Origin of the sequence: Micromonospora sp. 050-3 (assembly GCF_046549335.1) — a bacterium.
Taxonomy (GTDB): domain Bacteria; phylum Actinomycetota; class Actinomycetes; order Mycobacteriales; family Micromonosporaceae; genus Micromonospora; species Micromonospora trifolii.
Window position 1 is genome coordinate 523050 of record NZ_JAJPVX010000001.1, and the last position, 21723, is coordinate 544772.

At 72.8% G+C, this 21723-nt stretch carries 28 protein-coding genes; 25 read left to right on the forward strand and 3 right to left on the reverse strand.

Going from position 1 to position 21723, the window contains the following annotated elements; genetic code table 11:
- Nucleotides 1-6 precede the first annotated feature (6 nt).
- From ACLJOK_RS02460 to ACLJOK_RS02520, 13 genes are all read left to right on the forward strand, one after another.
- Complete coding sequence (locus ACLJOK_RS02460; RefSeq protein ID WP_410815847.1) at nucleotides 7-750, forward strand: YggS family pyridoxal phosphate-dependent enzyme; 744 nt, start codon at nucleotides 7-9, stop codon at nucleotides 748-750.
- Nucleotides 751-941: 191 nt separating this feature from the next.
- The gene (locus tag ACLJOK_RS02465) at nucleotides 942-1634 is read left to right on the forward strand and encodes a cell division protein SepF (protein ID WP_410815849.1); all 693 of its coding nucleotides are present in this window, start codon (nucleotides 942-944) and stop codon (nucleotides 1632-1634) included.
- Nucleotides 1635-1664: 30 nt separating this feature from the next.
- Complete coding sequence (locus tag ACLJOK_RS02470) at nucleotides 1665-1970, forward strand: YggT family protein (RefSeq protein ID WP_030334503.1); 306 nt, start codon at nucleotides 1665-1667, stop codon at nucleotides 1968-1970.
- A gap of 44 nt (nucleotides 1971-2014) precedes the next feature.
- Nucleotides 2015-2824: a DivIVA domain-containing protein gene (locus tag ACLJOK_RS02475; RefSeq protein WP_036411965.1), complete on the forward strand. Its 810-nt coding sequence runs from the start codon at nucleotides 2015-2017 to the stop codon at nucleotides 2822-2824.
- 80 nt (nucleotides 2825-2904) lie between these two features.
- Entirely contained in the window at nucleotides 2905-3672 is a 768-nt protein-coding gene (locus ACLJOK_RS02480; protein ID WP_410815851.1) for a hypothetical protein, read from the forward strand.
- Nucleotides 3673-3682: 10 nt separating this feature from the next.
- Nucleotides 3683-3988, forward strand: a complete 306-nt coding sequence (locus ACLJOK_RS02485; protein ID WP_410815852.1) for a DUF167 domain-containing protein — start codon at nucleotides 3683-3685, stop codon at nucleotides 3986-3988.
- A gap of 22 nt (nucleotides 3989-4010) precedes the next feature.
- Nucleotides 4011-5510: a potassium/proton antiporter gene (locus ACLJOK_RS02490; protein ID WP_238680149.1), complete on the forward strand. Its 1500-nt coding sequence runs from the start codon at nucleotides 4011-4013 to the stop codon at nucleotides 5508-5510.
- 228 nt (nucleotides 5511-5738) lie between these two features.
- The gene (locus ACLJOK_RS02495) at nucleotides 5739-6158 is read left to right on the forward strand and encodes a TraR/DksA family transcriptional regulator (RefSeq protein WP_354945328.1); all 420 of its coding nucleotides are present in this window, start codon (nucleotides 5739-5741) and stop codon (nucleotides 6156-6158) included.
- Nucleotides 6159-6222: 64 nt separating this feature from the next.
- Nucleotides 6223-6837, forward strand: coding sequence for a signal peptidase II (lspA, locus tag ACLJOK_RS02500; RefSeq protein WP_410815853.1), 615 nt, complete (start codon nucleotides 6223-6225; stop codon nucleotides 6835-6837).
- The gene (locus tag ACLJOK_RS02505; protein ID WP_091407730.1) at nucleotides 6834-7778 is read left to right on the forward strand and encodes an RluA family pseudouridine synthase; all 945 of its coding nucleotides are present in this window, start codon (nucleotides 6834-6836) and stop codon (nucleotides 7776-7778) included. Before lspA ends, ACLJOK_RS02505 begins: the two co-directional genes overlap by 4 nt.
- A 42-nt stretch (nucleotides 7779-7820) precedes the next feature.
- Nucleotides 7821-8852, forward strand: a complete 1032-nt coding sequence (locus ACLJOK_RS02510) for a hypothetical protein (protein WP_410815854.1) — start codon at nucleotides 7821-7823, stop codon at nucleotides 8850-8852.
- A 74-nt stretch (nucleotides 8853-8926) separates the two neighbouring features.
- Nucleotides 8927-10666, forward strand: coding sequence for an AAA family ATPase (locus tag ACLJOK_RS02515; protein ID WP_410815855.1), 1740 nt, complete (start codon nucleotides 8927-8929; stop codon nucleotides 10664-10666).
- Nucleotides 10667-10722: 56 nt separating this feature from the next.
- On the forward strand, nucleotides 10723-11553 hold the full coding sequence (locus tag ACLJOK_RS02520; protein WP_410815857.1) for a DUF2567 domain-containing protein: 831 nt from the start codon (nucleotides 10723-10725) through the stop codon (nucleotides 11551-11553).
- Here ACLJOK_RS02520 and ACLJOK_RS02525 read toward each other — a convergent pair.
- Nucleotides 11468-12175 (reverse strand): LON peptidase substrate-binding domain-containing protein, encoded by a 708-nt coding sequence (locus tag ACLJOK_RS02525; RefSeq protein WP_410815858.1) that lies wholly within the window; start codon nucleotides 12173-12175, stop codon nucleotides 11468-11470. The two genes, ACLJOK_RS02520 and ACLJOK_RS02525, sit on opposite strands and share 86 nt — an antisense overlap.
- Nucleotides 12176-12281: 106 nt before the next feature.
- Between ACLJOK_RS02525 and hisD the strand changes: the two genes are divergently transcribed.
- The 12 genes from hisD (at nucleotide 12282) to hisF (ending at nucleotide 20442) form a co-directional block, all read left to right on the forward strand.
- Nucleotides 12282-13604, forward strand: coding sequence for a histidinol dehydrogenase (gene hisD, locus ACLJOK_RS02530; protein WP_410815859.1), 1323 nt, complete (start codon nucleotides 12282-12284; stop codon nucleotides 13602-13604).
- Nucleotides 13601-14683, forward strand: coding sequence for a histidinol-phosphate transaminase (locus tag ACLJOK_RS02535; RefSeq protein WP_410815860.1), 1083 nt, complete (start codon nucleotides 13601-13603; stop codon nucleotides 14681-14683). The genes hisD and ACLJOK_RS02535 overlap by 4 nt, the downstream gene beginning before the upstream one ends.
- The gene (gene hisB / locus ACLJOK_RS02540) at nucleotides 14680-15291 is read left to right on the forward strand and encodes an imidazoleglycerol-phosphate dehydratase HisB (RefSeq protein ID WP_030334475.1); all 612 of its coding nucleotides are present in this window, start codon (nucleotides 14680-14682) and stop codon (nucleotides 15289-15291) included. The genes ACLJOK_RS02535 and hisB overlap by 4 nt, the downstream gene beginning before the upstream one ends.
- Nucleotides 15291-15461 carry a hypothetical protein gene (locus tag ACLJOK_RS02545; RefSeq protein ID WP_167362522.1) on the forward strand — a complete coding sequence of 57 codons (171 nt, stop codon included), beginning with the start codon at nucleotides 15291-15293 and terminating at the stop codon, nucleotides 15459-15461. Before hisB ends, ACLJOK_RS02545 begins: the two co-directional genes overlap by 1 nt.
- Nucleotides 15462-15474: 13 nt before the next feature.
- Nucleotides 15475-16107, forward strand: coding sequence for an imidazole glycerol phosphate synthase subunit HisH (gene hisH, locus ACLJOK_RS02550; RefSeq protein ID WP_355580911.1), 633 nt, complete (start codon nucleotides 15475-15477; stop codon nucleotides 16105-16107).
- 36 nt (nucleotides 16108-16143) lie between these two features.
- Nucleotides 16144-16467 (forward strand): hypothetical protein, encoded by a 324-nt coding sequence (locus ACLJOK_RS02555; RefSeq protein ID WP_410815861.1) that lies wholly within the window; start codon nucleotides 16144-16146, stop codon nucleotides 16465-16467.
- Nucleotides 16468-16481: 14 nt separating this feature from the next.
- Complete coding sequence (gene priA / locus ACLJOK_RS02560; RefSeq protein WP_410815863.1) at nucleotides 16482-17207, forward strand: bifunctional 1-(5-phosphoribosyl)-5-((5-phosphoribosylamino)methylideneamino)imidazole-4-carboxamide isomerase/phosphoribosylanthranilate isomerase PriA; 726 nt, start codon at nucleotides 16482-16484, stop codon at nucleotides 17205-17207.
- Nucleotides 17204-17593 carry a RidA family protein gene (locus ACLJOK_RS02565; protein WP_410815865.1) on the forward strand — a complete coding sequence of 130 codons (390 nt, stop codon included), beginning with the start codon at nucleotides 17204-17206 and terminating at the stop codon, nucleotides 17591-17593. Before priA ends, ACLJOK_RS02565 begins: the two co-directional genes overlap by 4 nt.
- A gap of 81 nt (nucleotides 17594-17674) precedes the next feature.
- On the forward strand, nucleotides 17675-18121 hold the full coding sequence (locus ACLJOK_RS02570; protein WP_354945309.1) for a MarR family winged helix-turn-helix transcriptional regulator: 447 nt from the start codon (nucleotides 17675-17677) through the stop codon (nucleotides 18119-18121).
- 5 nt (nucleotides 18122-18126) lie between these two features.
- On the forward strand, nucleotides 18127-18558 hold the full coding sequence (locus ACLJOK_RS02575) for an organic hydroperoxide resistance protein (protein ID WP_274524390.1): 432 nt from the start codon (nucleotides 18127-18129) through the stop codon (nucleotides 18556-18558).
- 47 nt (nucleotides 18559-18605) lie between these two features.
- Entirely contained in the window at nucleotides 18606-19601 is a 996-nt protein-coding gene (locus ACLJOK_RS02580) for an NADP-dependent oxidoreductase (protein WP_410815868.1), read from the forward strand.
- Between the two features lie 73 nt (nucleotides 19602-19674).
- The gene (gene hisF, locus ACLJOK_RS02585; protein WP_112582731.1) at nucleotides 19675-20442 is read left to right on the forward strand and encodes an imidazole glycerol phosphate synthase subunit HisF; all 768 of its coding nucleotides are present in this window, start codon (nucleotides 19675-19677) and stop codon (nucleotides 20440-20442) included.
- Between the two features lie 5 nt (nucleotides 20443-20447).
- On the opposite strand, the gene ACLJOK_RS02590 is transcribed toward hisF, so the two are convergent.
- Together ACLJOK_RS02590 and ACLJOK_RS02595 are read right to left on the reverse strand one after the other, a co-directional pair.
- On the reverse strand, nucleotides 20448-20909 hold the full coding sequence (locus ACLJOK_RS02590; protein WP_091407765.1) for a hypothetical protein: 462 nt from the start codon (nucleotides 20907-20909) through the stop codon (nucleotides 20448-20450).
- 101 nt (nucleotides 20910-21010) lie between these two features.
- Nucleotides 21011-21682: a YczE/YyaS/YitT family protein gene (locus ACLJOK_RS02595; protein WP_410815871.1), complete on the reverse strand. Its 672-nt coding sequence runs from the start codon at nucleotides 21680-21682 to the stop codon at nucleotides 21011-21013.
- Between the last annotated feature and the right edge of the window lie 41 nt (nucleotides 21683-21723).

Consider the following 21723-nt stretch of genomic DNA (forward strand, 5'->3'; position numbering starts at 1 on the left):
CCGCCGATGACCGACAGCTCAGCCACTGTACGACCAGATCGGCAGGCCGAACTCGCGGCCGGTCTGGCCCAGGTTCGGTCCCGGGTCGATGACGCCTGCGCGCAGGCCGGCCGGGACCGTGCCGAGGTCACGATGATCGCGGTGACGAAGACCTACCCGGCCAGCGACGTGTTGGCGCTGGCCGGGCTCGGGGTTACCGACATGGGGGAGAACCGCGACCAGGAGGCGGCCGGCAAGGCCGCCGAGGTGGCTGCCGCCGGGGTGGGTCCCCGCTGGCACTTCATCGGCCAGTTGCAGCGCAACAAGGCCCGCTCGGTGGTCCGCTACGCCGACGTGGTGCACTCCGTCGACAGTGTCCGGCTGGCCCGGGCGTTGGCCACCGCGACCGCCGACCGGCAGGAGCCGCTCGACGCTCTGGTCCAGGTGAGCATCGACGGCGACGCGGCCCGGGGCGGAGCCCTGCCCGGCTCGGCGGATCAGGCCGCCGGTCTGGAGCCGGTGGCCGAGGCGGTGGCCGACGCGCCGGGGTTGCGTCTGGTCGGTCTCATGGCGGTCGCTCCGCTGGGGTGGGAGCCGGAGCGGGCCTTCGCCCGGCTCGCGGAGGTTGCCGACGCGTTTCGGGCCGTCCATCCGGGAGCCACCGCGTTGTCCGCCGGTATGAGCGGCGATTTCGAAATCGCGATCCGTTACGGCGCGACACATGTCCGCGTCGGTAGCGCGTTGCTCGGAATGCGTCCCACGCTGCGGTAGCCTGACCGCGAGACAAGCAAATTACATCAGTGTTGTTTCAGGGGCGGGCGTCTCCTAGTCGGGGGTCGTGGCGCGCGACGCGAATCGCGCGCTGGGGGATTGCCGTTCCGGTCCGATGGGCATGGTTGTCCACTCGCGACGGGCGACATGGCACGGGGGCGCGTGCCGCACGGCGGACGGAAGGGCGCGGGATGGGTGCACTGCGCAAGGCGGGGGTCTGGCTCGGTCTGGTCGAAGAAGACGACGAGCGGGCCTACGACGACAGTGGCTACGACAAGGGTGGCTACCGCGACTCGCGTTACCGGCAGAGCCGGTACGCCGAGGAGTTCGCCGACGACGACGAGGACGACGCCGAGGAGCCGCCGGCTCCCCGGCCGCGCGACAGCGGGCGGGGTCGACTGTCCGAGCGGTCGAGCGGGCGGTTGAGCGAGTCCGAGCGCGGTGACGGTGAGCGGCCGGAGCGGGTCGAGCGGTCCAGCGTCCGGTCGATCACCAGGTCGTCGGCGGGTGAGACCTCCGGTGCGTTGACCTACCACACTCGGGACAACCTGGCCCTCGCGCCGCAGGTCACGTCGCGTGAGCGGGCCCTGCCCGAGGAGGAGCAGCGTTACCAGATCACCACGCTGCACCCCACCACCTACCGGGAGGCGCGCACCATCGGTGAGCACTTCCGCGACGGCGTCCCGGTGATCATCAATCTCACCGAGATGGATGAGGCCGATGCCCGCCGTCTGGTGGACTTCGCCGCCGGACTGGCGTTCGGCCTGCGCGGTACGATCGAGCGCGTGACCAATCGGGTGTTCCTGCTCTCACCGGCTAACGTCCAGGTCACCGCAGAGGACAAAGCCAAGATCGCTGAGGGCGGCTTTTTCAGTCTGAGTTGACCCCGCCCGACCCGAGGGACGTCGCTGACCGTGTTGTCGATCTTACTGCAAGTGTTGTACCTGATCCTTTATGTCTTCCTGCTCCTTCTTCTGTCCCGGTTCGTGTTGAGCGCCGTCCTTCAGTACGGCCGTCGCTGGCAACCCGGGCGTGGAGCATCGGCAGGATTGGAATCCGTGTGGAGCGTCACTGATCCCCCTCTCAACGCGTTGAGGCGTGTGATCCCTCCGCTGCGAATTGGTACCGTGAGCATCGACCTGGCCTCCCTTGTGCTCCTGGTTATCCTGTTCGTGCTGATGGAGTTCGTGTTAGGGCCGTCGATCAGGGCATCTGCCTGATGACCGACGCGCTTTCGCGGCCGCAACTGACCCGAGGAGTTTCGATGCCGCTGACCCCGGCCGACGTCCACAACGTCGCCTTCAAAAAGCCGCCGATCGGCAAACGGGGGTATGACGAGGAGGAGGTCGACGCCTTCCTTGACGAGGTCGAGCGCGAGCTCGCCCGTCTCATCGAGGAGAACAACGAGCTGCGCGCCCAGGTGGAGCGCGGCGGCCGTGGCGGTGCCCCCGCCGGCCCCGGCGGCGACGCCCGACTGGCGGCGGAGCTCAACGATGTCAAGGCCCAACTGGACCGGGTGCAGCGCGACAAGTCGGCGGCCGAGCAGGCTGCCCGCGCGATGCAGGCCGAGCTGGAGCAGGTCCGCGCGACCGGCGGCCCGGCCGGCGGCGTCACCGGCGACGGTGAGCAGCAGGCCCTGCGCGTGCTGATGATGGCCCAGCGCACCGCCGACGACCACGTGTCCGACGCTCGCCGCGAGGCCGACCAGCTGCTGTCCGAGGCTCGCAGCAAGGCCGAGGAGGTGACCCGGGAGGCGCGCGCCAAGGCTGACGCCCTTGAGCGGGACGCCCGCCAGCGGCACCAGGAGGCCATGGGCGGCCTGGACGCCAAGCGCACGGCGTTGCAGAAGCACATCGAGGAGCTCAAGCAGTTCGAGCGCGAGTACCGCACCCGGCTCAAGGCGTACCTGGAGAGCCAGCTGCGTGACCTCGACGGTCGTGGCCAGGGCCTCGAGGCCGAGATGACCCGCTCCGAAGCCGGCCGGGTCGCTGGCGGCAACGGGCTGGCCGCAGCGGGTCTCGCTGGTTCTTACGGCGGCGGCGGGCGCTCCGGCGCCCTCGAAGCCGGACGCTGAGCACCGGCCGGCGATCGCTGTCCGCCAATGGTGACGGTCGCCGGCCCGGCCTGGACGGTTCGACGCGGCGGGGGTGAGCCGTGATAGTCGCAAGTCTTCTGCTCATCCTCGTCGCGGTGGTGCTACTGGTGCTCGGCCTGGCCGGTGGCTCCAGCTTCTTGTTGGTCATCTCCATCGCGGCCAGTCTGCTGGCCGCCGTGGCGTTGGTGGTGGGCGCCCGCCAGGCAGCCGCCAACCGCGCCATGGCGGATCCCGGCCGGACCGACCGGCGGCACCCCGACGCGCCCCGCACGGCCAGCCAGGCCACACCGGGGTTCGCGTACGGGCCACCGCTGGTCGAGCCGGAAGTGCCGGTCCAGCACGTGCCCACGACGTTTGGTACCGGCGGCACCGGGTGGCGGCAACCACCCGAGCCGCCGGTCGACCATGCGCCGCCGATCGACCATGCGCCGCCGATCGATGAGGCCTCGCCGGTCGCCCCGCCGTACGTCGATGACGCGTCGCCGTTCGTGAGTACGGCCGACGACGTGCCCTCGCGGGCCCGGCCGGTCAGCCCGGCGTCGCCGACCGCGGCGTCGAGCGACGACGTGTTCGACCCGGCGGTCGCGGCGGTCGACGAGCCGGCCGCCCAGCAGATCACGGCCGCCGAGGCGGCCCGGGTGGCCCGTCTGCTGGACGCCGTCGAGGTCGTCGACGGCCGCCCCCGATACCACCTCGACGGCTGCCCCCACCTGATCGGCTGGCAGCCCGAGACGTTGCCGGTCGCCGAGGCCGTGGACCTCGGCTTCAGTCCGTGCGCGCACTGCGCGCCGGCGACTGCTCTCCTCGCCGACGCCCGGCCGATCTGAAGCGGCGCCGGTGCCCGCTCAGGACACGCTCACCGTGGCGGTACGGGTGAAGCCAGGCGCCTCCCAGGGCCGGGTGGGTGGCCGCTTCGACGGCCCGCACGGGCCCGCCCTCGTGATCGCGGTCCACGACCCGGCCGTCGACGGTCGGGCCACCGAGGCCGCCCGCCGGGCGTTGGCCGGCGCGTTGGGCGTCCGACCGGCCGCCGTCTCACTGCGTGCCGGCGCGGCCAGCCGGGACAAGCTCTTCCTCGTCGATCGGCCCGGCCCGGAGTTGTCCGAGGTGCTGCGCCGCCTGCGCGACGGATCCGCCGAGTGAGGACAGCCCAGGCAAGGCAGCCGTGACGCCCGGGTTGGACATCGCGCTGCTGCTCGGTGCGGCGGTGCTGCTGGTCGCTGTCGGCGCGGTGCGACTCTCCACCCGGCTCGGCGTGCCCAGCCTCCTGGTCTACCTGGCTCTGGGCGTGGCGATCGGCGAGAGCGGGTTGGGAATCCGTTTCGACGACGTCGAGCTGACCCGGACCCTCGGCTTCTGCGCGCTGATCGTGATCATCGCGGAGGGCGGCCTCACCGCCCGGTGGACGACGCTGCGCCCGGTGCTGGGGCTGGCCTCCGCGCTCTCCACGGTCGGCGTGATCGTCAGCATCGTGGTGGTCGGCGTGGCCGTGCACCTGCTGCTCGGGCTGGACTGGCGGTTGGCGCTGCTCTACGGCGCGGTGCTCTCGTCCACCGACGCGGCGGCCGTCTTCGCCACCCTGCGCCGACTGCGGCTGCCGCCCCGGCTGGTGGCGACACTGGAGGCCGAGTCGGGGATGAACGACGCCCCGGTGGTGCTGCTGGTGGTGCTGCTGTCCCACCGGGGCTTCGCGCACCCGTGGTGGTACGAGGTCGCGCTGGTCTGTTACGAGCTGGGCGTCGGCGCGGCGGTGGGCGTGGCCGCTGGCGTCGCCGGCACCTGGGCGCTGCGCCGGGCGGCGCTGCCCTCGGCCGGGCTCTACCCGATCGCCGCGGTGGGCATCACAGTGCTGGCGTACGCCGCAGGGGCGGTTCTGCACGCCTCGGGCTTCCTCGCCGTCTACGTGGCCGGGGTGTTGCTGGGCAATGCCCGCCTGTCGCACCGTCAGGCGATTCTCGGTTTCGCGGACGGGCTGGCCTGGCTCGCCCAGATCGGGTTGTTCGTGCTGCTCGGGTTGCTGGCCTCGCCGGGCCGGCTGGACGCGGCGGTGCTGCCCGCGGTGGTCGCCGGGTTGGCTCTGGTGCTGTTGGCCCGGCCGCTGTCGGTGGCCGTGTCGGCGTTGCCGTTCCGGGTCGGCCTTCGAGAACAGGCGTTCCTGTCCTGGGCCGGGCTGCGCGGGGCGGTGCCGATCGTGCTGGCCACCATTCCGCTCTCCGAGCGGGTGCCCGGCGCGGAGCGGCTCTTCGACGTGGTCTTCGTGCTGGTGGTGATCTTCACGCTGGTGCAGACCGGGACGCTGGGGCCGTTCGCCCGCCGGTTGCGGGTGACCGCGCCGGCCGAGGCCGCCGAGATCCACGTGGAGACCGCGCCGCTGGAGCGGATGCGGGCGGATCTGCTCCAGGTGGAGGTGCCACCGGGTTCGCGCCTGGCTGGTGTGCACGTCGACGAGCTGCGTCTTCCACTGGGCGCGTCGGTGACACTGGTGCTGCGCGACGGCGTCGGCTTCGTGCCCGCACCGGACACCCGGTTGAAGACCGGCGACAGTCTGCTGATCGTGGCGACCGCAGGGGTGCGGGACGCGGCGGAACGGCGATTGCGGGCGGTCAGTCGGCGCGGTCGTCTGGCCCGATGGTTTGGTGAGTACGGGGATGAGGTGCCCAATTGATCTGCTAGCGTTCCCTTTGCCCCAGTTAGGCAGGGCTAGGGGCTGTTAGACGGTGCGACGGTGCGGCACGTTGTCGGACGCCTGTACGTTCCGTATTCTTGCCAACCTCCGGAGTGCGCGGCCATCGTCGCCGTGCGCCCCTTTTCGTACATAGGGGACGCCCTGGTCGGCGCCCCCTGACCAGGCGCCGCGGACCGCGCGGTTCCCCCCCGGCCGAGGGAGCGACCCATGGCGAAGCCATCCGACACCAGGACCGCCGGGCGCAAGCCGGCGGCGAAGGCCACCCGCAGCACCGCGGAGACCGAGAAGATCCGGGCGGCGCTGGCGGCGCGGCGGGACGAGCTTCGTGCCGAGTACGATCAGACGCTGAGTGAGATCACCGAGCTGCAGCGCGATCGGCTGACCGACTCGGCCGGGGACGACCAGGCCGACACGGGCACGAAGACGCTCGAGCGGGAGCAGGAGATTTCTCTCGCCAACAGCATTCTGGAACGGATCACGCAGGTGGAGCGCGCTCTGGAGCGCCTCGACGAGGGTGGTTACGGCTGGTGCGCGCGGTGCGGCAACCCGATCCCGGTCGAGCGCCTCGCCGCCTTCCCGTCGGCCACCCTGTGTGTGACGTGCAAGCAGCTGGAGGAGCGGCGCTGAGGTCCGTTCCCCGGCGGCGATGAGACGGTGAGCGATCACCGCCAAGACTGTCGATGGGGAGCGCATGACCGCAGTACCGTCCGCCGAACCCGGCCGCACCGACCCGGGCGGCGGCAACCGCCGGCCCCGGGCCGTCGCGATCCTCGCCGGGGTCGCCCTGGTGGCCCTGCTGGCCGACCTGGTCACCAAGCACCTGGCGCTGGCCGCGCTGACCGACCGGGAGCCGGTCCGGCTGCTCGGCGGGTTCGTCTACCTGAGCCTGACCCGCAACAGCGGCGCGGCCTGGAGCATCGGCGCGGACCACACCTGGATCTTCCCGCTGATCACCATCGGTGTGGTCGGTTGGATCGTCTGGATGGCGTTGCGGCTGCGCTCGCTGCCCTGGGCGATCTCGCTCGGCCTGGTGCTCGGTGGCGCGTTGGGCAACCTCGTCGACCGGATCTTCCGGGCGCCGTCCCCGTTCCACGGGCACGTGGTCGACATGATCAGCCTCTTCGACCCGTACGGTCAGGTGTGGCCGGTGTTCAACCTGGCCGACAGCTCGTTGGTCTGCGGCGTGCTGCTGGCCGTCCTGTTGGAGCTGACCGGCCGCCAGCGTGACGGCCGACGGGCGGGGCGCGACGACGACCCGGCCACGACTGACGCCGCGTCGGGCGCCGAGCAGCGGGAGCGGGCATGACCTCCGCGTTCGCCGCTGGCGGCGACCACCGTTCCCTTCCGGTTCCCGACGGCCTCGACGGCATGCGCCTGGACCAGGCCGTGTCCCGCCTGTTCGGGCTCTCCCGCACCGCCGCCGCGGCACTTGTCGACGCCGGTGACGCGCTGGTCGACGGCTCCGCCCGGCCCAACTCGCACAAGGTCAAGGCCGGCTCTTGGCTGGACGTCACGCTGCCCGCCCCTGTCGCGCCGCCGACCGTGGTGCCGCAGGCGGTGCCGGGCCTGCGGGTCGTCTACGCCGACGACGACATCGTCGTGGTCGACAAGCCGGTCGGGGTGGCCGCGCACCCGAGCCCCGGGTGGACCGGGCCGACGGTGATCGGCGCGCTCGCCGCGATCGGGCATCGCATCTCCACCAGCGGCGCCGCCGAGCGCCAGGGAGTGGTGCACCGGCTCGACGTGGGCACCACCGGGATCATGGTGGTGGCCAAGAGCGAGCAGGCGTACACGGCGCTGAAGCGGGCCTTCAAGTACCGCGAGGTCGACAAGGGCTACCACGCTGTGGTGCAGGGTCACCTTGACCCGCTGCGCGGCACCGTCGACGCCCCGATCGACAGGCACCCCACCCACGACTACCGGTGGGCTGTGGTCTCCGGCGGCAAGCCGAGCATCACCCACTACGACACACTGGAGGCGTTCCCGGCGGCGAGTCTGGTCGACGTCCGGCTGGAGACCGGCCGGACCCACCAGATCCGGGTGCACTTCTCCACCCTGCGGCACCCCTGTGTAGGTGACCTCACCTACGGCGCCGATCCCACCCTCTCGGCCCGTCTCGGCCTGGCCCGGCAGTGGCTGCACGCCCGCGAACTGAGCTTTTTGCACCCCCGAACGGGGGACGAGGTCCGGTTCGTCAGCGACTACCCTGACGACCTGGACCGTGCGCTTCAGATCCTGCGTGACTGAGCGGCGACCGCCCGACACCGTTCCACAGAGGGGATCCCGCCCGTGCGCGCCGGCAACCTGCTGCGGCAGCTGGACCAGCGGTTGCTGCCGCCGCTGACCCGGGCCGTGGCCCGGCTGGGCGACCGGTCGTCGCGATCCGGTGTGCTCAGTTGGGCCGCCGTGCTCTCTGCGGCGGCGGTGTTGGGCACCGCCGTCTGGGCCGTCGACGACACTCCGGTCGGCGACCGGACGGTGGGCGAGGTGACCCGGGTCGGCGTTGCCTACGGCGACTCCGTCCCCGGCTACCTGCGGTCCGCCGCGGCCGACCTGGCCGCGCTGCCCGCGTCCGCCAAGGCCGCCGAGGGTGGGACGTACGCGCTGGTCACGCTCGATGCGTACCTGCCTCCGCAGCGGCTGGCGACGGTGCTCGGCGACGTCGGGGTCTCGACCGTCTTCGGGCGGGTTCCGCTGCCCGGCCGGCAGACCGAGATCGTCAAGATCCCCGCGCTGCGGGTGCCTGACGACGTGGTCGCCGGGATGGAGCAGGTGGCGGCCCGCAAGGAGGCCGAGGCCGCCGACTACCGGGCCAGGGCCGCCGCTGTCGACGGCGACGGTGTGGGCGAGCGGGAGTTGCGGGAGCAGTACGCCAGCGGCGCCGAGGTGGCCGCCGCCGAGGCGGCCGCGTACCGCACCGGCTGCGCCTGCGTCTACGCGGCGGTGGTTCGCGCGACCCCGGTGGCGCTGCGCGGTGTGGCGGCCCGCCCGGATGTACGGGCGGTCGACCCCGCCCCCGAGGTGTACCGGCTGGACCGGACGGTCTTCACGCCGCCCCTGCCGGAGCAGCGCGACGTGGTGCGCCCGCCGGTCGACACCGGGCCGAGCCCTGCTCCGACCCAGTCCGAGCGGCCAGCGCCGGTGAACAGCGCACCAGCGCCCTCGACCCCCGTGGGCGAATCGTCGGAACCCGCACCAGTCGTGACGATTCCGTCACCCGAACCGTCGAAGCCGGAGCCCACCGAGTCGGCGCCGCCGAGCGTCACCACCTCGCCGGACGCCACCGCCGCCGAGCCGTCGCCGTCGTCACCGTCGTCGTGATCTGCGCCGGCTGGTGTGCGCTCTGAGGTGTGGTCCGAATAGGGTTGGGTTCGTAGCCTGTCAGACAGAGATCGATGGCGCTGGGAGGGCGGGCCGTGGAGGGCAGTGAGACCGGCTGGGGCCGGCCGGCCGAACCAGCGCCGCGGTGGCGCGCGTTGTTGGACCGTGCCCGGCTGGGCGGTCGCGGCGCGGAGCAGACCGAGCCGGAGCGGCGCGGCGAGGAGCCGCCGCCGGACCCGCTGCCACGGCGTGCGGCCCCCAACGGCTACGCCGGGCGGGCACCCGCCGTCGGGCATCCGGCCGACCTGTCGTACGGCGCGGAGCCCGGTTACCGGGCCGAGGCGACCTACCGGGTCGACCCCGCCTACCGGGCCGAGCCCACCTACCGGGCCGAGCCGGACTACCGGGCCGAGCCGGACTACCGGGCCGAGCCGGCGTACCGGACCGAGCCGGGTTATCGGACCGAGCCGGGTTATCGGGCCGAGCCGGACTATCGAGCGGAGCCGGCGTACCGGACCGAGCAGCCGGACTACCGCGCCGAGCCGGGTTACCGGGCGGAGCCGGGCTACCGCGCCGAGCCGGACTATCGCGCCGAGCCGGACTATCGCGCCACGCCCGGCTACCGCGCCGAGCCGGACTACCGGGAACAGCCGGACTACCGGGCCGAGCCGGACTACCGGGCCGAGCCGACGTACCGGGCCGAGTCGGAGTCTCCGGCACGCGGCCCCGATCCGGTCCCGTCGCGCTACGCGTTGCTGGACAACGGCTACCGACCGGGCGACCCGCCGGAGTCGCGCTACGCCCTGCTGGAGACCGGCTACCAGCCGGAGACCGGCTACCCGGCCGTCACGCCACCGCCCCCGCCGGTCGTCCCGCCGCCCGCGCCGCCGGTCGCCGTGCCCGTCCCGCCGTCCGTCCCGCCGCCGCCCGCCCCGGCGGTCGGCTCGGCGGTCGCCGAACGTGCCTATCCGACCCGGATCGAATGGCGCCCACCGGCCGTCGACCCGGAGCAGGAGCGCGCCAACGGGGTGCTCCAGCGGGACCTGGGCACGCCCCGGGTGTTCGCCTTCGCCAACCCCAAGGGCGGGGTGCACAAGACGACCGCCACAGTGCTCGCCGCGGCGACGGTCGGCAGCGTCCGCGGCAAGGGCGTGCTGGCCTGGGACGACAACGAGCTGCGCGGCACCCTCGGCCTGCGCGCCGGCAGCGCCCGGCACGCCCGGACGATCCGGCACCTGATCAGCGACCTGGCCCAGATCGAGATCCTGGAGGACGCGACCCTGCTGGACCGGCTGGACGACTACCTGCGGCACGCCTCCGACGGCTCGTACGACGTGCTGGCCGGCGAGGAGAGCCCGCGCTTCGCCCAGCGACTGGACCAGTTCACCGTCCGGCGGGTGCTGGAGCTGCTGCGGCGTACCCACGACGTGGTCTGCGTGGACACCGGCAACAACGTGGAGAGCCCCAACTGGCGCACTGTGATGCAGGCCGCCGACCAACTGGTGGTCACCACAGTGCCCCGGGAGGACGCGGCGTTCAGCGCGGACTGGATGCTCGACCTGCTGCACGAGGAGGGCATGGGCGAGTTGGCGGACAACGCGATCACCCTCATCTCCTGCCCGACGCCGGGTCGCTCGACGCTCCAGGACGACCTGGAGCGGCACTTCGCCACCCGTACCCGGGGCGTGGCCGTCGTGCCGTACGACCCGGCTCTGGAGACCGGGTCGTCGATCGAGTACCACCAGCTCCAGCCGGAGACCCGGCAGGCGTGGCTGCGGGCCGCGGCGATGATGGTGGAGCCGTTCGCCCGGTGAGCTGGTCTGCCGCCACCGGAGCCCCGGCCGCGCACCGGGCCTGAGAGGATCATCGGGTGAGCCCGGACAACCCCGACCGCGAGCGGCCCGTCGACGAGCCCGACCAACCCGCGCCACCCCGTACGCCGGACGCGAAACCGCCGGAGGTCGACCCGTCGACCGGGACAGCGCCCGGCGAGTTCGGCCCGGGCCACCTGCCGGCCTCGGCGGCGTACCAGAGCTCGCTGGAGCTTCGGTTCGACGAGCCGCGACGTCCGCTGCGTGCCCTGGCGACGGTGCTGGGCGCCGTGCTCGCGCTGGCCGCACTGGGTGTTCCGCTCGGCCTGCTGTGGGCCGCGCTCGCACCGGACACCCCGGTGCTCAAGACCGCCGAGGGGGCGATCTACGCCGAGCCGCAACCGGAGCAGCCAATCGCCGCCGACGGCTGGTTCAGCCTGCTCGGGCTCGCCTTCGGGCTGCTCGTGGCACTCGCCCTGTGGTTCGTGCTGCGTCGGCGGCGCGGCCCGGTCGGGTTGCTCGCCGCGGTGCTCGGCGCGCTGGCCGCCGCGCCGGTGGCCTGGCAGGTGGGACGGCGGATCGGCCTGGCCACCTTCGACCGGCTGCTGGCGACCGCCCCGGCCGGGCAGGCCTTCAGCAAACCCGCCGACCTGCGGGCCGGTGGGGTGGACTGGCTGCTCGGCGTGCTGCCGGTGCCGCACGGCAACCTGCTGCTGCCGGCGTTCGGAGCCGCGGTCATGTACACCCTGCTGGCCGGCTGGTCGCGGTGGCCGGGGTTACGCCCGGAGCCCGAGCCGGGGGACTTCAGTTGGGTGTCGGCGGGGACGCCAGCTCCGCCAGCGGCACCGGAACCGCCCGCACCTGACGCAGCAGAGCCGCCTCGCGGTTGAGCAACCGCAGCTCGGCGCGGAGCCGGGAGGCGGTGTCGTCGATCGCCAGCAGCCGTTGCCGGTCGTCGACGGTGAGCGCCGCGGTCGCCGCCACCAGGTGCGAGAGCACCGTCGGGTCCTCCGGCAACTGCTCAGAGATCTCCTCCGGGTCGGAGCGGATCAGGCCGAGGTACTGCCGGAACACCGCGATCACCCGGGCGGCCAGCAGATCGGCCACCTCGTCCGGGCCGCCCGGGTCGGGCAGCCACTCGACGTCGGCGGTCAGGTAGGGCTCGGCGCTGTCGTCGACCTCGGCGATCCGGAACCGGCGGCGGCCGACAGTGACGATGTCGTAGCCACCGTCGGCCAGCTCGGTCACCTGGCGCAGCTCGGCGGTGCAGCCCACCTCGTGCAGCGTCACCTCGCCGACGCTCGATGAGGCCGGGGCGCCGGCGGGGCCGGCGGGCGCGACCTCCCAGCCGGACTGGATGGCCACCACGCCGAACTCGCGCGGGGCACCCTCGGGCAGGTCGACCAGGTGTCGGACCAGCGCCCGGTAGCGCTCCTCGAAGATGTGCAGCGGCAGCACCAACCCGGGAAAGAGCACCGTTGCGAGCGGGAAAACCGGCAGCCGTGCGGTCACATGGTCGAGCCTAACCAATCTCGCCCCCGGGGGCGTGGCCCGGCTCACCGTCCCGGCGGACGGGCGGCTCGGGTGGACGTCGGGCCGGCCGCCTAGACTCGCAAGGGTGCTGAATCGGATCGACCTGCGCGACGGTCTCGGTGACCCGCGCCGCCTGCTGCCCCGTGCCCAGCTCGACGTGTCCGTCGCCGTCGAGCGCATCCGGCCCCTGGTCGAGGCGGTCCGTGAGCATGGGTACCCAGCGATCCGGGAGGCAAGCGAACGTTTCGACGGCATCTCCCCGGAGGTGCTGCGGGTGCCGGTCGAGGCGATCACCGAGGCGGAGGGCGTGCTCGACCCGGCGGTGCGTGCCGCGCTGCTGGAGTCCATCGCCCGGGCCCGTCGGGTGCATGCCGACCAACGGCGCACCGACCACACCACGAAGGTGGTGCCCGGCGGCACTGTCACCGAGCGGTGGCTGCCGGTCGACCGGGTCGGCCTGTACGTGCCCGGTGGCCTGGCGATGTACCCGTCGACAGTGGTGATGAACGTGGTGCCCGCCCAGGCGGCGGGGGTGCGCTCGCTGGTGGTGGTCAGCCCGCCGCAGAAGGACAACGGCGGTCTGCCCGACCCTCGGGTGCTCGCCGCGTGCGCGCTGCTCGGCGTCGACGAGGTGTACGCCGTGGGCGGGGCCCACGCGGTGGCGATGCTGGCGTACGGCGCGGCGGTGGACCCGGCGGGTGAGCTGCGGTGCGACCCCGTCGACCTGATCACCGGCCCCGGCAACATCTGGGTGACCGCCGCCAAGCGGCTGCTGCGCGGCGTGGTCGGCATCGACGCCGAGGCCGGGCCGACCGAGATCGCCATCCTGGCCGACGACACGGCCGACCCGGCGCACGTGGCCGCGGACCTGATCAGTCAGGCCGAGCACGACCCGCTGGCCGCGAGCGTGCTGGTCACCCCGTCGGTGGCGTTGGTCGAGGCGGTCGAGGCGGAGTTGGCCCGGCAGGTGCCGGCGACCAAGCACACCGAGCGGGTCACCACGGCGCTGACCGGTGAGCAGAGCGGTGTGGTCCTGGTCGACGACCTCGAGGCGGGGCTGCGGGTGGTCGACGCGTACGCGGCCGAGCACCTGGAGATCCAGACTGTCGACGCCCGGGAGTGGGCGCTGCGGGTCCGCAACGCCGGGGCGATCTTCGTGGGCGCCTGGTCGCCGGTCTCGCTCGGCGACTACTGCGCCGGCTCCAACCACGTGCTGCCCACCGGCGGCTGCGCCCGGCACTCCTCCGGCCTGTCAGTGCAGTCTTTCCTGCGCGGCGTGCACCTGATCGAATACACCGAGGCCGCGCTGCGCGAGGTGGCCCCGCACGTGGTCACCCTGGCCAACGTGGAGGACCTGCCCGCGCACGGCCAGGCGGTCCAGGCCCGTTTCCCGGGAGGGGCGGCGTGAGCGAACGCACCAGCCTGGACGATCTGCCGATCCGGGCGGACCTGCGGGGGTTGTCGCCGTACGGGGCGCCGCAACTGGACGTGCCGGTGCGGCTCAACACCAACGAGAACTCCCACCCGGTGCCGGAGCCGGTGGTCGAGGCGATCGGCAAGGCGCTCGCTGCCGAGCTTCGTGAGTTGAACCGCTACCCCGACCGGGACGCGGTGGCGCTCCGCGCCGACCTGGCCGAATACCTCGGGCACGGGCTCACCGTCGAGCAGGTGTGGGCGGCCAACGGCTCCAACGAGATCCAGCAGCAGCTGCTCCAGGCGTTCGGCGGGCCGGGGCGTACCGCGCTCGGCTTCGTTCCGGCGTACTCGATGCACCCGCTGCTGGCCCTCGGCACCAGCACCCGGTGGGTGCCCGCCGCGCGCGGCGTCGACTTCGGGTTGACCGCCGAGGAGGCGGTCGCCCAGGTCCGCGAGCACCACCCGGACGTGGTCTTCCTCTGCTCGCCGAACAACCCCACCGGCACTGCACTGGACCCGGCGGTGATCGCCGCGGTGCTCGACGTCGCGCCCGGCATGGTGGTCGTCGACGAGGCGTACGCCGAGTTCGCCCGGCCCGGGACGGTCAGCGCCCTCGCGGTGCTGCCCGGCCACCCGCGGCTGGTGGTCACCCGGACGATGAGCAAGGCGTTCGGCTTCGCCGGCGGCCGGCTGGGTTACCTGGCCGCCGACCCGGCGGTGGTGCGGGCGGTGCAGCTCGTCCGTTTGCCGTACCATCTCTCCGCGCTCACCCAGGCCGCCGCACGCGCGGCGGTGGCCCACCGCGATGCCCTTCTCGGTACGGTGACCGCGATCATGGCGCAGCGGGACCGGATCGTGGCGACGTTGCGCGAGCGAGGGTTGCGGGTCGCCGACAGCGACGCCAACTTCGTGCTCTTCGAGGTGGGCGGCGACCAGACCATCGTCTGGAACGCCCTGCTGGCGCAGGGGGTGCTGGTTCGTGACGTCGGCCTGCCCGGCTGGCTGCGGGTGACCGCCGGCACCGCCGCCGAGACCGACGCCTTCCTTTCTGCAATGGAGACTTCGCAATGAGTCGGACCGCCCGGGTGGAACGGATCACCAAGGAGACCAAGGTCCTCGTCGAGATCGACCTCGACGGCACCGGTGCCGCCGAGATCAGCACCGGCGTCGGCTTCTACGACCACATGCTGCACCAGATCGCCCGGCACGGCGGCTTCGACCTGACCGTGCGCACAGTGGGTGACCTGGAGATCGACGCGCACCACACGATCGAGGACACCGCGCTCGCCCTGGGTGCGGCGTTCGACCAGGCGCTGGGCGACAAGGCCGGCATCCGGCGGTACGGCTCGGCGACCGTGCCGATGGACGAGGTGCTGGTCCGGGCCGCGGTGGACCTCTCCGGTCGGCCGTACGTGGTGCACGACGAGCCGGTGCTCGCCCCCTACATCGGGCCGGTCTACGCGACCAGCATGACCCGGCACATCTGGGAGTCCTTCGGCCAGGCGGCCCGGGTCACGCTGCACGTCGACGTGCTGCGGGCAGCCCGGCCCGGTGGTCACCCGGACGCGCACCACGTGGTGGAGGCGCAGTTCAAGGCGGTCTCCCGCGCGTTGCGCGAAGCCACCTCGATCGACCCGCGTTCGGCCGGGGCGATCCCGAGCACGAAGGGCGCTCTCTAATGGGTGCCGCATTGCCGACGTTGCTGCTGATCCTGGCCGGGGTGCTGGTGGGCGGCACCTGGTCGCTCTACCGGCAGGGCGCGCCGAAGGCTGCCGTGCTGATCACCGCGGCGCTCGCGGTGCTCGCCACTGTCGCCGGGGTGCTGCGGCTGCTGCCGGAGAACGGGTGATCGGGGTGACGACATGAGTGATGTGGTGGTGCTCGACTACGGCTCGGGCAACCTGCGCTCGGCGGAACGGGCGCTGGCCGCCGCCGGAGCGGACGTCCGGGTGACCGACGACCTGGCCGCGGCGGCTGCCGCCGATGGCCTGGTGGTGCCGGGTGTCGGCGCGTACGCGGCGTGCATGGCGGGGATCGAGGCGCTGGGCGCCGGCCCGGTGATCGCCGAACGGGTGGCTGCTGGCCGGCCGGTGCTCGGCATCTGCGTGGGCATGCAGGTGCTGTTCGAGCACGGCGACGAGCACGGCGTGGTGACCAAGGGGCTGGGCCTGCTGCCGGGCGGGGTGACCCGGCTGGCCGCCACCCGGTTGCCGCACATGGGCTGGAACACGGTCCGGGCACCCCGGGAGTCGGTGCTGTTCGCCGGGTTGACGGAGCAGAGCCGGTTCTACTTCGTCCACTCGTACGCGATGGGCGACCCGGCGGCGCTGGCCGCTGCCGGTGCCACTGTGACCACCGCCCACCACGACACGGATTTCGTCGCGGCGGTGGAGCGTGGCTCGTTGTCGGCGGCCCAGTTCCACCCGGAGAAGTCCGCCGACACCGGTGCCGCGCTGCTGCGCAACTGGCTCGCCACGTTGCCCAGCGGTGACTGAGCGCCGTCGCGCGGTGCCCGAGCGGCGGGCGTCGCGGTGAGCCGGGAACGCGCCCGCCGGCGTGCGGAGCGGGAGGCGGAGCAGGCCCGGGATCGGGCGGTACGGCAGCGCCAGGTCGCCCGCCGGCAGCGCCGTCGCGCTGTGGTCCGCGGCTTGACGCCGCGGCTGCGGCGGGGTCGCTCCGGGCGGCTGGCCCGGCACACTCGGGGTGAGCGGGCCGCGATCGTGCTGCTCACCGGCGCGGCGTTGCTGCTGATCTGGACGTTCGTCGACAACCTGGCGTTGCGTATCGCGCTGATCGTGCTCCTGCTGCTCGTACTGCCGGCGATCGTCGTGATCGCCCTGGACCGTCGTACCTGATCGAGGAGAAGACCTTGAGCCTCACCCTGTTACCCGCCGTGGACGTCGCTGACGGCCGGGCCGTCCGGCTCGTGCAGGGCGCCGTCGGAAGCGAGAGCATCTACGGCGACCCGTTGGACGCGGCGCTGGCCTGGCAGCAGGACGGCGCGGAGTGGATCCACCTGGTCGACCTGGACGCGGCGTTCGGTCGGGGCACCAACGCGCACCTGCTCGCGGAGGTGGTGCGCCAGTTGGACGTGAAGGTGGAGCTCTCCGGGGGCATCCGTGATGACGAGTCGCTGCGCGCGGCGCTGGGCACCGGTGCGGCCCGGGTGAACATCGGGACCGCCGCCCTGGAGGACCCGGTCTGGTGTGACCGGGTGGTCGCGGAGTACGGCGACCGGGTGGCCATCGGGCTGGACGTGCGGGGTCACACCCTGTCGGCGCGGGGTTGGACCCGCGACGGCGGTGACCTGTACGAGGTGCTGGAGCGGCTGGACAAGGCGGGCGCGAGTCGGTACGTGGTCACCGACATCACCAAGGACGGCACGATGCGCGGGCCGAACATGGATCTGCTGCGCGAGGTGTGTGCCCGTACGGACCGGCCGGTGATCGCCTCGGGAGGGGTGTCCACACTGGACGACCTGCGGGCGTTGGCGACTCTGGAGTCGGCCGGGGTGGAAGGTGTGATCGCCGGCAAGGCGCTCTACGCGGGTGCCTTCACTGTGGCCGAGGCGCTGCGGACGCTGGCCGAGGCGTGACGACGACCCGGCTGGGGTCGGGTGGCCCGTGGGAGCAGCGTTACGGGTACTCCCGGGTGGTCCGGGCCGGTGAGCGGGCCTGGACGGCCGGTTGCACGGCGACGGTGGACGGCCGGGTGGTGCACGTCGGTGACGCGGCCGCGCAGACCGCGCAGGCGCTGCATATCGGGCTGGCCGCGCTCGCCGAGGTGGGTGCGGAGCCGGGCGACGTGGTCCGGACCAGGCTGTACGTGACGGACCGGCTGCACGCCGACGAGGTGGGCCGGGCGCACAACGTGGTCTTCGGCGCGGTCCGGCCGGCGGCCACCCTGGTCGTGGTGGCCGGTCTGCTCGACCCGGAGCACCTGGTCGAGGTGGAGTTGGAGGCGTACCTCGGCGATCGCTGAGGTAACGCGCCCGAGCGGCCTGCTGGTCGCCCTGCGGCCCATTAAGTTGTGCGCAACTTAATTGTGGGCTACGGTTCAGCGGTGACCGATGACCTGGTGCTGCGCCGGCAGGTGTGCTTCGCGCTCTACGCGGCGTCGCGCGCCCTCACCGACGTCTACCGGCCGATCCTCGACGAGGTTGGGCTGACCTACCCGCAGTACCTGGTGCTGCTGGTGCTCTGGGAGCGTCCCGACGACGCCCCCACGGTGTCCGAGTTGGGCGCCGAGCTGCGACTGGACTCCGGCACGCTCTCCCCGCTGCTCAAGCGGCTGGAGGGGGCGGGCCTGGTGGTGCGGCGGCGGTCGGCCCGCGACGAGCGGCGGGTCGAGGTGGGCCTCACCGAGCAGGGCCGGGCGCTGCGCGAGCGGGTCGGCGACGTCCCACTGCGGATCGCGCTGGCCACCGGGCTGGGCTTCGACGAGCTCGTCGCGCTGCGCGACACCCTCACCCGGGTCACCGACACCATCCATCGACAGAAGGAGCAGTGACTCTCATGCAGGTTATCTACACCGCGTCCGCGACCGCCTCCGGCGACGGCCGGGACGGCCACGTCGAGACCTCCGACGGCACGTTCGCGCTCGACCTGGCCGTGCCGAAGGAGATGGGCGGCGCCGGTGGGGCGGCCAACCCCGAGCAGCTCTTCGCCGCCGGTTACGCGGCCTGCTTCCACAGCGCGCTGCGGCTGGTGGCCCGCCGGGCCAAGGCTGACGTGACCGGTTCCGTGGTCGGCGCCGAGGTGGGCATCGGCCCGAACGGCAGCGGCGGCTTCGGTCTCACCGTGCAGCTCGTCGTCGACCTGCCCGCCGCGCCCCGCGAGGTCGCCGAGCAGATCGTCGAGCAGGCCCACCAGGTCTGCCCGTACTCCAACGCCACCCGTGGCAACGTCGACGTCACGCTGACCGTCCGCGAGACCCTGTCCGCGTGACCTCGCGGCCCCAGGCCCCCATCCGCGGACGAGAGGACGACCACCCCGTGACCAGCAACCGCGAGATCCACCTGGCCAGCCGCCCCCAGGGCTGGCCCACCGAAGACACCTTCCGGCTCGTCGAGACCGAGGTCCCGACGCCCGGACCGGGCCAGATCGTGGTCCGCAACCAGTACCTGTCCGTGGACCCGTACATGCGCGGACGGATGAACGACGTCAAGTCGTACGTGCCGCCGTTCGCGCTCGACGCGCCGCTCGACGGCGCCGCGATCGGTGAGGTGGTGGCCAGCGAGGCGGCGGACATCGCCGTCGGAACCACAGTCCTGCACGGGCTGGGCTGGCGGGAGTACGCGCTGCTCGACGCCACCGCGGCCCGCCCGGTCGACCCGAGCATCGCCCCGGCCAGCGCGTACCTGAGCGTGCTCGGCATGACCGGGTTGACCGCGTACGCCGGGCTGCTGGAGGTGGCCGCGATGAAGCCCGGCGAGACGGTCTTCGTCTCCGCCGCTGCCGGCGCGGTGGGCAGCCTGGTCGGCCAGATCGCCAAGCTCAAGGGCGCCGGCCGGGTGATCGGCAGCGCCGGCTCGCCGGCCAAGGTCGAGCGGCTGCGGGCGCTGGGCTTCGACGCCGCCTTCGACTACCACGACGGGGTCCGCGAGTCGCTGCGGGCGGCCGCCCCCGACGGCATCGACGTCTACTTCGACAACGTCGGCGGTGACCACCTGGAGGCCGCGATCTCGGCCATGAACCTGCACGGTCGGGCCGCCATCTGCGGCATGATCGCGCAGTACAACGCCACCGAGCCGCCGGCCGCCCCGCGCAACCTGGCGCTGGTCATCGGCAAGCGGCTCACCCTGCGCGGCTTCCTTGTCAACGACCACAACGACGTGCGAGCGGCGTTCGTGCGCGACGTCGCGGGCTGGCTGCGCGACGGCACGCTGTCCTACGACGAGACGATCGTGGACGGCATCGAGAACGCTCCGGAGGCATTCATCGGCCTGCTGCGCGGCGACAACCTCGGCAAGATGCTCGTCAAGGTGTGACGCAGAGCTCGTGCACGGCGGTCGACCCGATCGGGTCGACCGCCGGTGCGGGTGCGGAGGATAGGCTCGCGGCATGACGGTGGCGGTACGGGTGATCCCCTGTCTGGACGTGGACGCCGGGCGGGTGGTCAAGGGGGTCAACTTCCTCGACCTTCGTGACGCCGGCGACCCGGTGGAACTGGCCGCCGCATACGACCGGGCCGGCGCGGACGAGTTGACCTTCCTCGACGTCACAGCGTCCTCCAGCGACCGGGGCACCATGCTCGACGTGGTGCGCCGCACCGCCGAGTCGGTGTTCATCCCGCTGACCGTCGGCGGTGGGGTCCGGCAGGTCGCCGACGTGGACACACTGCTGCGCGCCGGGGCGGACAAGGTCGGCGTGAACACCGCCGCCATCGCCCGTCCGGAGCTGATCGCCGAGATCGCCGACCGGTTCGGCCGGCAGGTGCTCGTGCTCTCCCTCGACGTGCGGCGCTCGCCCAACGGCGGCACGCCCAGTGGCTTCGAGGTCACCACCCACGGGGGTCGGCGCGGCACCGGTATCGACGCCGTGTGGTGGGCGCACCGGGGCGCCGAGCTGGGCGCGGGCGAGATCCTGCTCAACTCGATGGACGCCGACGGCACCAAGGCCGGCTTCGACCTGGAGCTGATCGCCGCGGTGCGCGCGGTGGTGGACGTGCCGGTGGTGGCCAGTGGGGGCGCCGGCGAGGTGGCCCACTTTCCGCCCGCGATCGGCGCCGGCGCGGACGCGGTGCTCGCCGCCAGCGTCTTCCACTTCGGCGAGCTGACCGTCGCCGAGGTCAAGGACGCGCTGCGCCTCGGCGGCCATCCGGTGCGCTGAGCCGCTCAGCGCTCGCCGGAGTGCCCCTCCGGTGACCGACGCGGGGTGGGGATCGAACGGACCGCGTACTCCTGGACGGCCGCCGCGTGGTCGGCCTCGTCCAGGATCCAGTCCGCGCTGCCGGGCGCGTGCCGGCGGGTCAACACACCCTGCACGGTGTCCACCATGGTCGCCACACCCGCGCGCGGGCGGGTGCGCCACAGCTGCTCACCCTCGGCGGTGATCCGGAACCAGCCGTCGGCGACGCTGACCAGCCCGGCGCCGACCAGCCGTTGGACCGCGGCCTCCACCTCGTGTCGCTGCGGAATCGCGTGGTTGAGGTGGTCGGCGGTGGAGAGCACGTCGGTCAGGCGAACGCCCTCCGGCCGCCGGCTTGTCGCCGACCGACGGTGCCGTCCGGCCCCGCTCGCGATGACGAGCGACACGAAGATCCAGGCGTCGTTCCAGCGCCAACCGTTCTCCCCCATGCAGAGATGATGACGGCGCGCGTCGCGGAAGGGAACACCCACCCTCCAACCGGTGCGCGGCACCACCACCACGTACCGGTTCGCGGACGGTCGGTGAGGGTTCAGCCGGCAGGGGTGGCCGGCGCGGGGTTGCCCGGTGGGGGCGCGGCGCTGTCCGGCGCGGTGGCCTCCGGCACGGCGAACAGCGGGATGAAGAACTGGGCCAACGGGCCGATGGCCAGGGCGTACGCGACGGTTCCCACGCCGACCGTGCCGCCGAGCAGCGCGCCCAGCGCCAGCACGGTGACCTCGATGACTGTGCGCACCAGTCGGATCGACCGGCCGGGCCGGCGGGCCACGTACCCGGTCATCAGACCGTCGCGGGGACCCGGCCCCAACCGGGCACCGAGGTAGAGAGCGGTGGCGGCGCCGTTGGCGACGATTCCGGTGATCAGCATGGCGATCCGGACGCTGAACGGGCCACCCGCGGGCAGCAGGGCCAGTGTGGCGTCCACGACCAGGCCGATCACCACGACGTTGCTGACGGTGCCGAGGCCGGGCCGCTGCCGCAGCGGGATCCAGAGCAGCAGAACCAGCGCGCCGACGCCGATGGTGACAGTGCCGAAGGAGAGCTTGGTCAGCTCGGAGAGCCCCTGGTGGAACACGTCCCACGGGTCGAGGCCCAGGTCGGAGCGGATCATCAGGGCCATGCTGACGCCGTAGACAGTGAGCCCGAGGTAGAGCTGGACCAACCGTCGAACCGGCCGGTGCCGCAGATTGCCAAGCAGTGCCATGCATGCCACCCTAGGTGCCAATCCTCGTCGAGGAAGAAGCC

What these genes read in the sequence shown, in the direction of transcription:
- ACLJOK_RS02590 (WP_091407765.1), bottom strand. Translation starts at nt 20,909, where the DNA reads ATGGGGGAGAACGGTTGGCGCTGGAACGACGCCTGGATCTTCGTGTCG.
- hisF (WP_112582731.1), top strand. Translation starts at nt 19,675, where the DNA reads ATGACGGTGGCGGTACGGGTGATCCCCTGTCTGGACGTGGACGCCGGG.
- hisH (WP_355580911.1), top strand. Translation starts at nt 15,475, where the DNA reads ATGAGTGATGTGGTGGTGCTCGACTACGGCTCGGGCAACCTGCGCTCG.
- ACLJOK_RS02515 (WP_410815855.1), top strand. Translation starts at nt 8,927, where the DNA reads ATGGCGCTGGGAGGGCGGGCCGTGGAGGGCAGTGAGACCGGCTGGGGC.
- hisB (WP_030334475.1), top strand. Translation starts at nt 14,680, where the DNA reads ATGAGTCGGACCGCCCGGGTGGAACGGATCACCAAGGAGACCAAGGTC.
- ACLJOK_RS02575 (WP_274524390.1), top strand. Translation starts at nt 18,127, where the DNA reads ATGCAGGTTATCTACACCGCGTCCGCGACCGCCTCCGGCGACGGCCGG.
- ACLJOK_RS02475 (WP_036411965.1), top strand. Translation starts at nt 2,015, where the DNA reads ATGCCGCTGACCCCGGCCGACGTCCACAACGTCGCCTTCAAAAAGCCG.
- lspA (WP_410815853.1), top strand. Translation starts at nt 6,223, where the DNA reads ATGACCGCAGTACCGTCCGCCGAACCCGGCCGCACCGACCCGGGCGGC.
- ACLJOK_RS02465 (WP_410815849.1), top strand. Translation starts at nt 942, where the DNA reads ATGGGTGCACTGCGCAAGGCGGGGGTCTGGCTCGGTCTGGTCGAAGAA.
- ACLJOK_RS02460 (WP_410815847.1), top strand. Translation starts at nt 7, where the DNA reads ATGACCGACAGCTCAGCCACTGTACGACCAGATCGGCAGGCCGAACTC.
- ACLJOK_RS02545 (WP_167362522.1), top strand. Translation starts at nt 15,291, where the DNA reads ATGGGTGCCGCATTGCCGACGTTGCTGCTGATCCTGGCCGGGGTGCTG.
- ACLJOK_RS02495 (WP_354945328.1), top strand. Translation starts at nt 5,739, where the DNA reads ATGGCGAAGCCATCCGACACCAGGACCGCCGGGCGCAAGCCGGCGGCG.
- ACLJOK_RS02505 (WP_091407730.1), top strand. Translation starts at nt 6,834, where the DNA reads ATGACCTCCGCGTTCGCCGCTGGCGGCGACCACCGTTCCCTTCCGGTT.
- ACLJOK_RS02595 (WP_410815871.1), bottom strand. Translation starts at nt 21,682, where the DNA reads ATGGCACTGCTTGGCAATCTGCGGCACCGGCCGGTTCGACGGTTGGTC.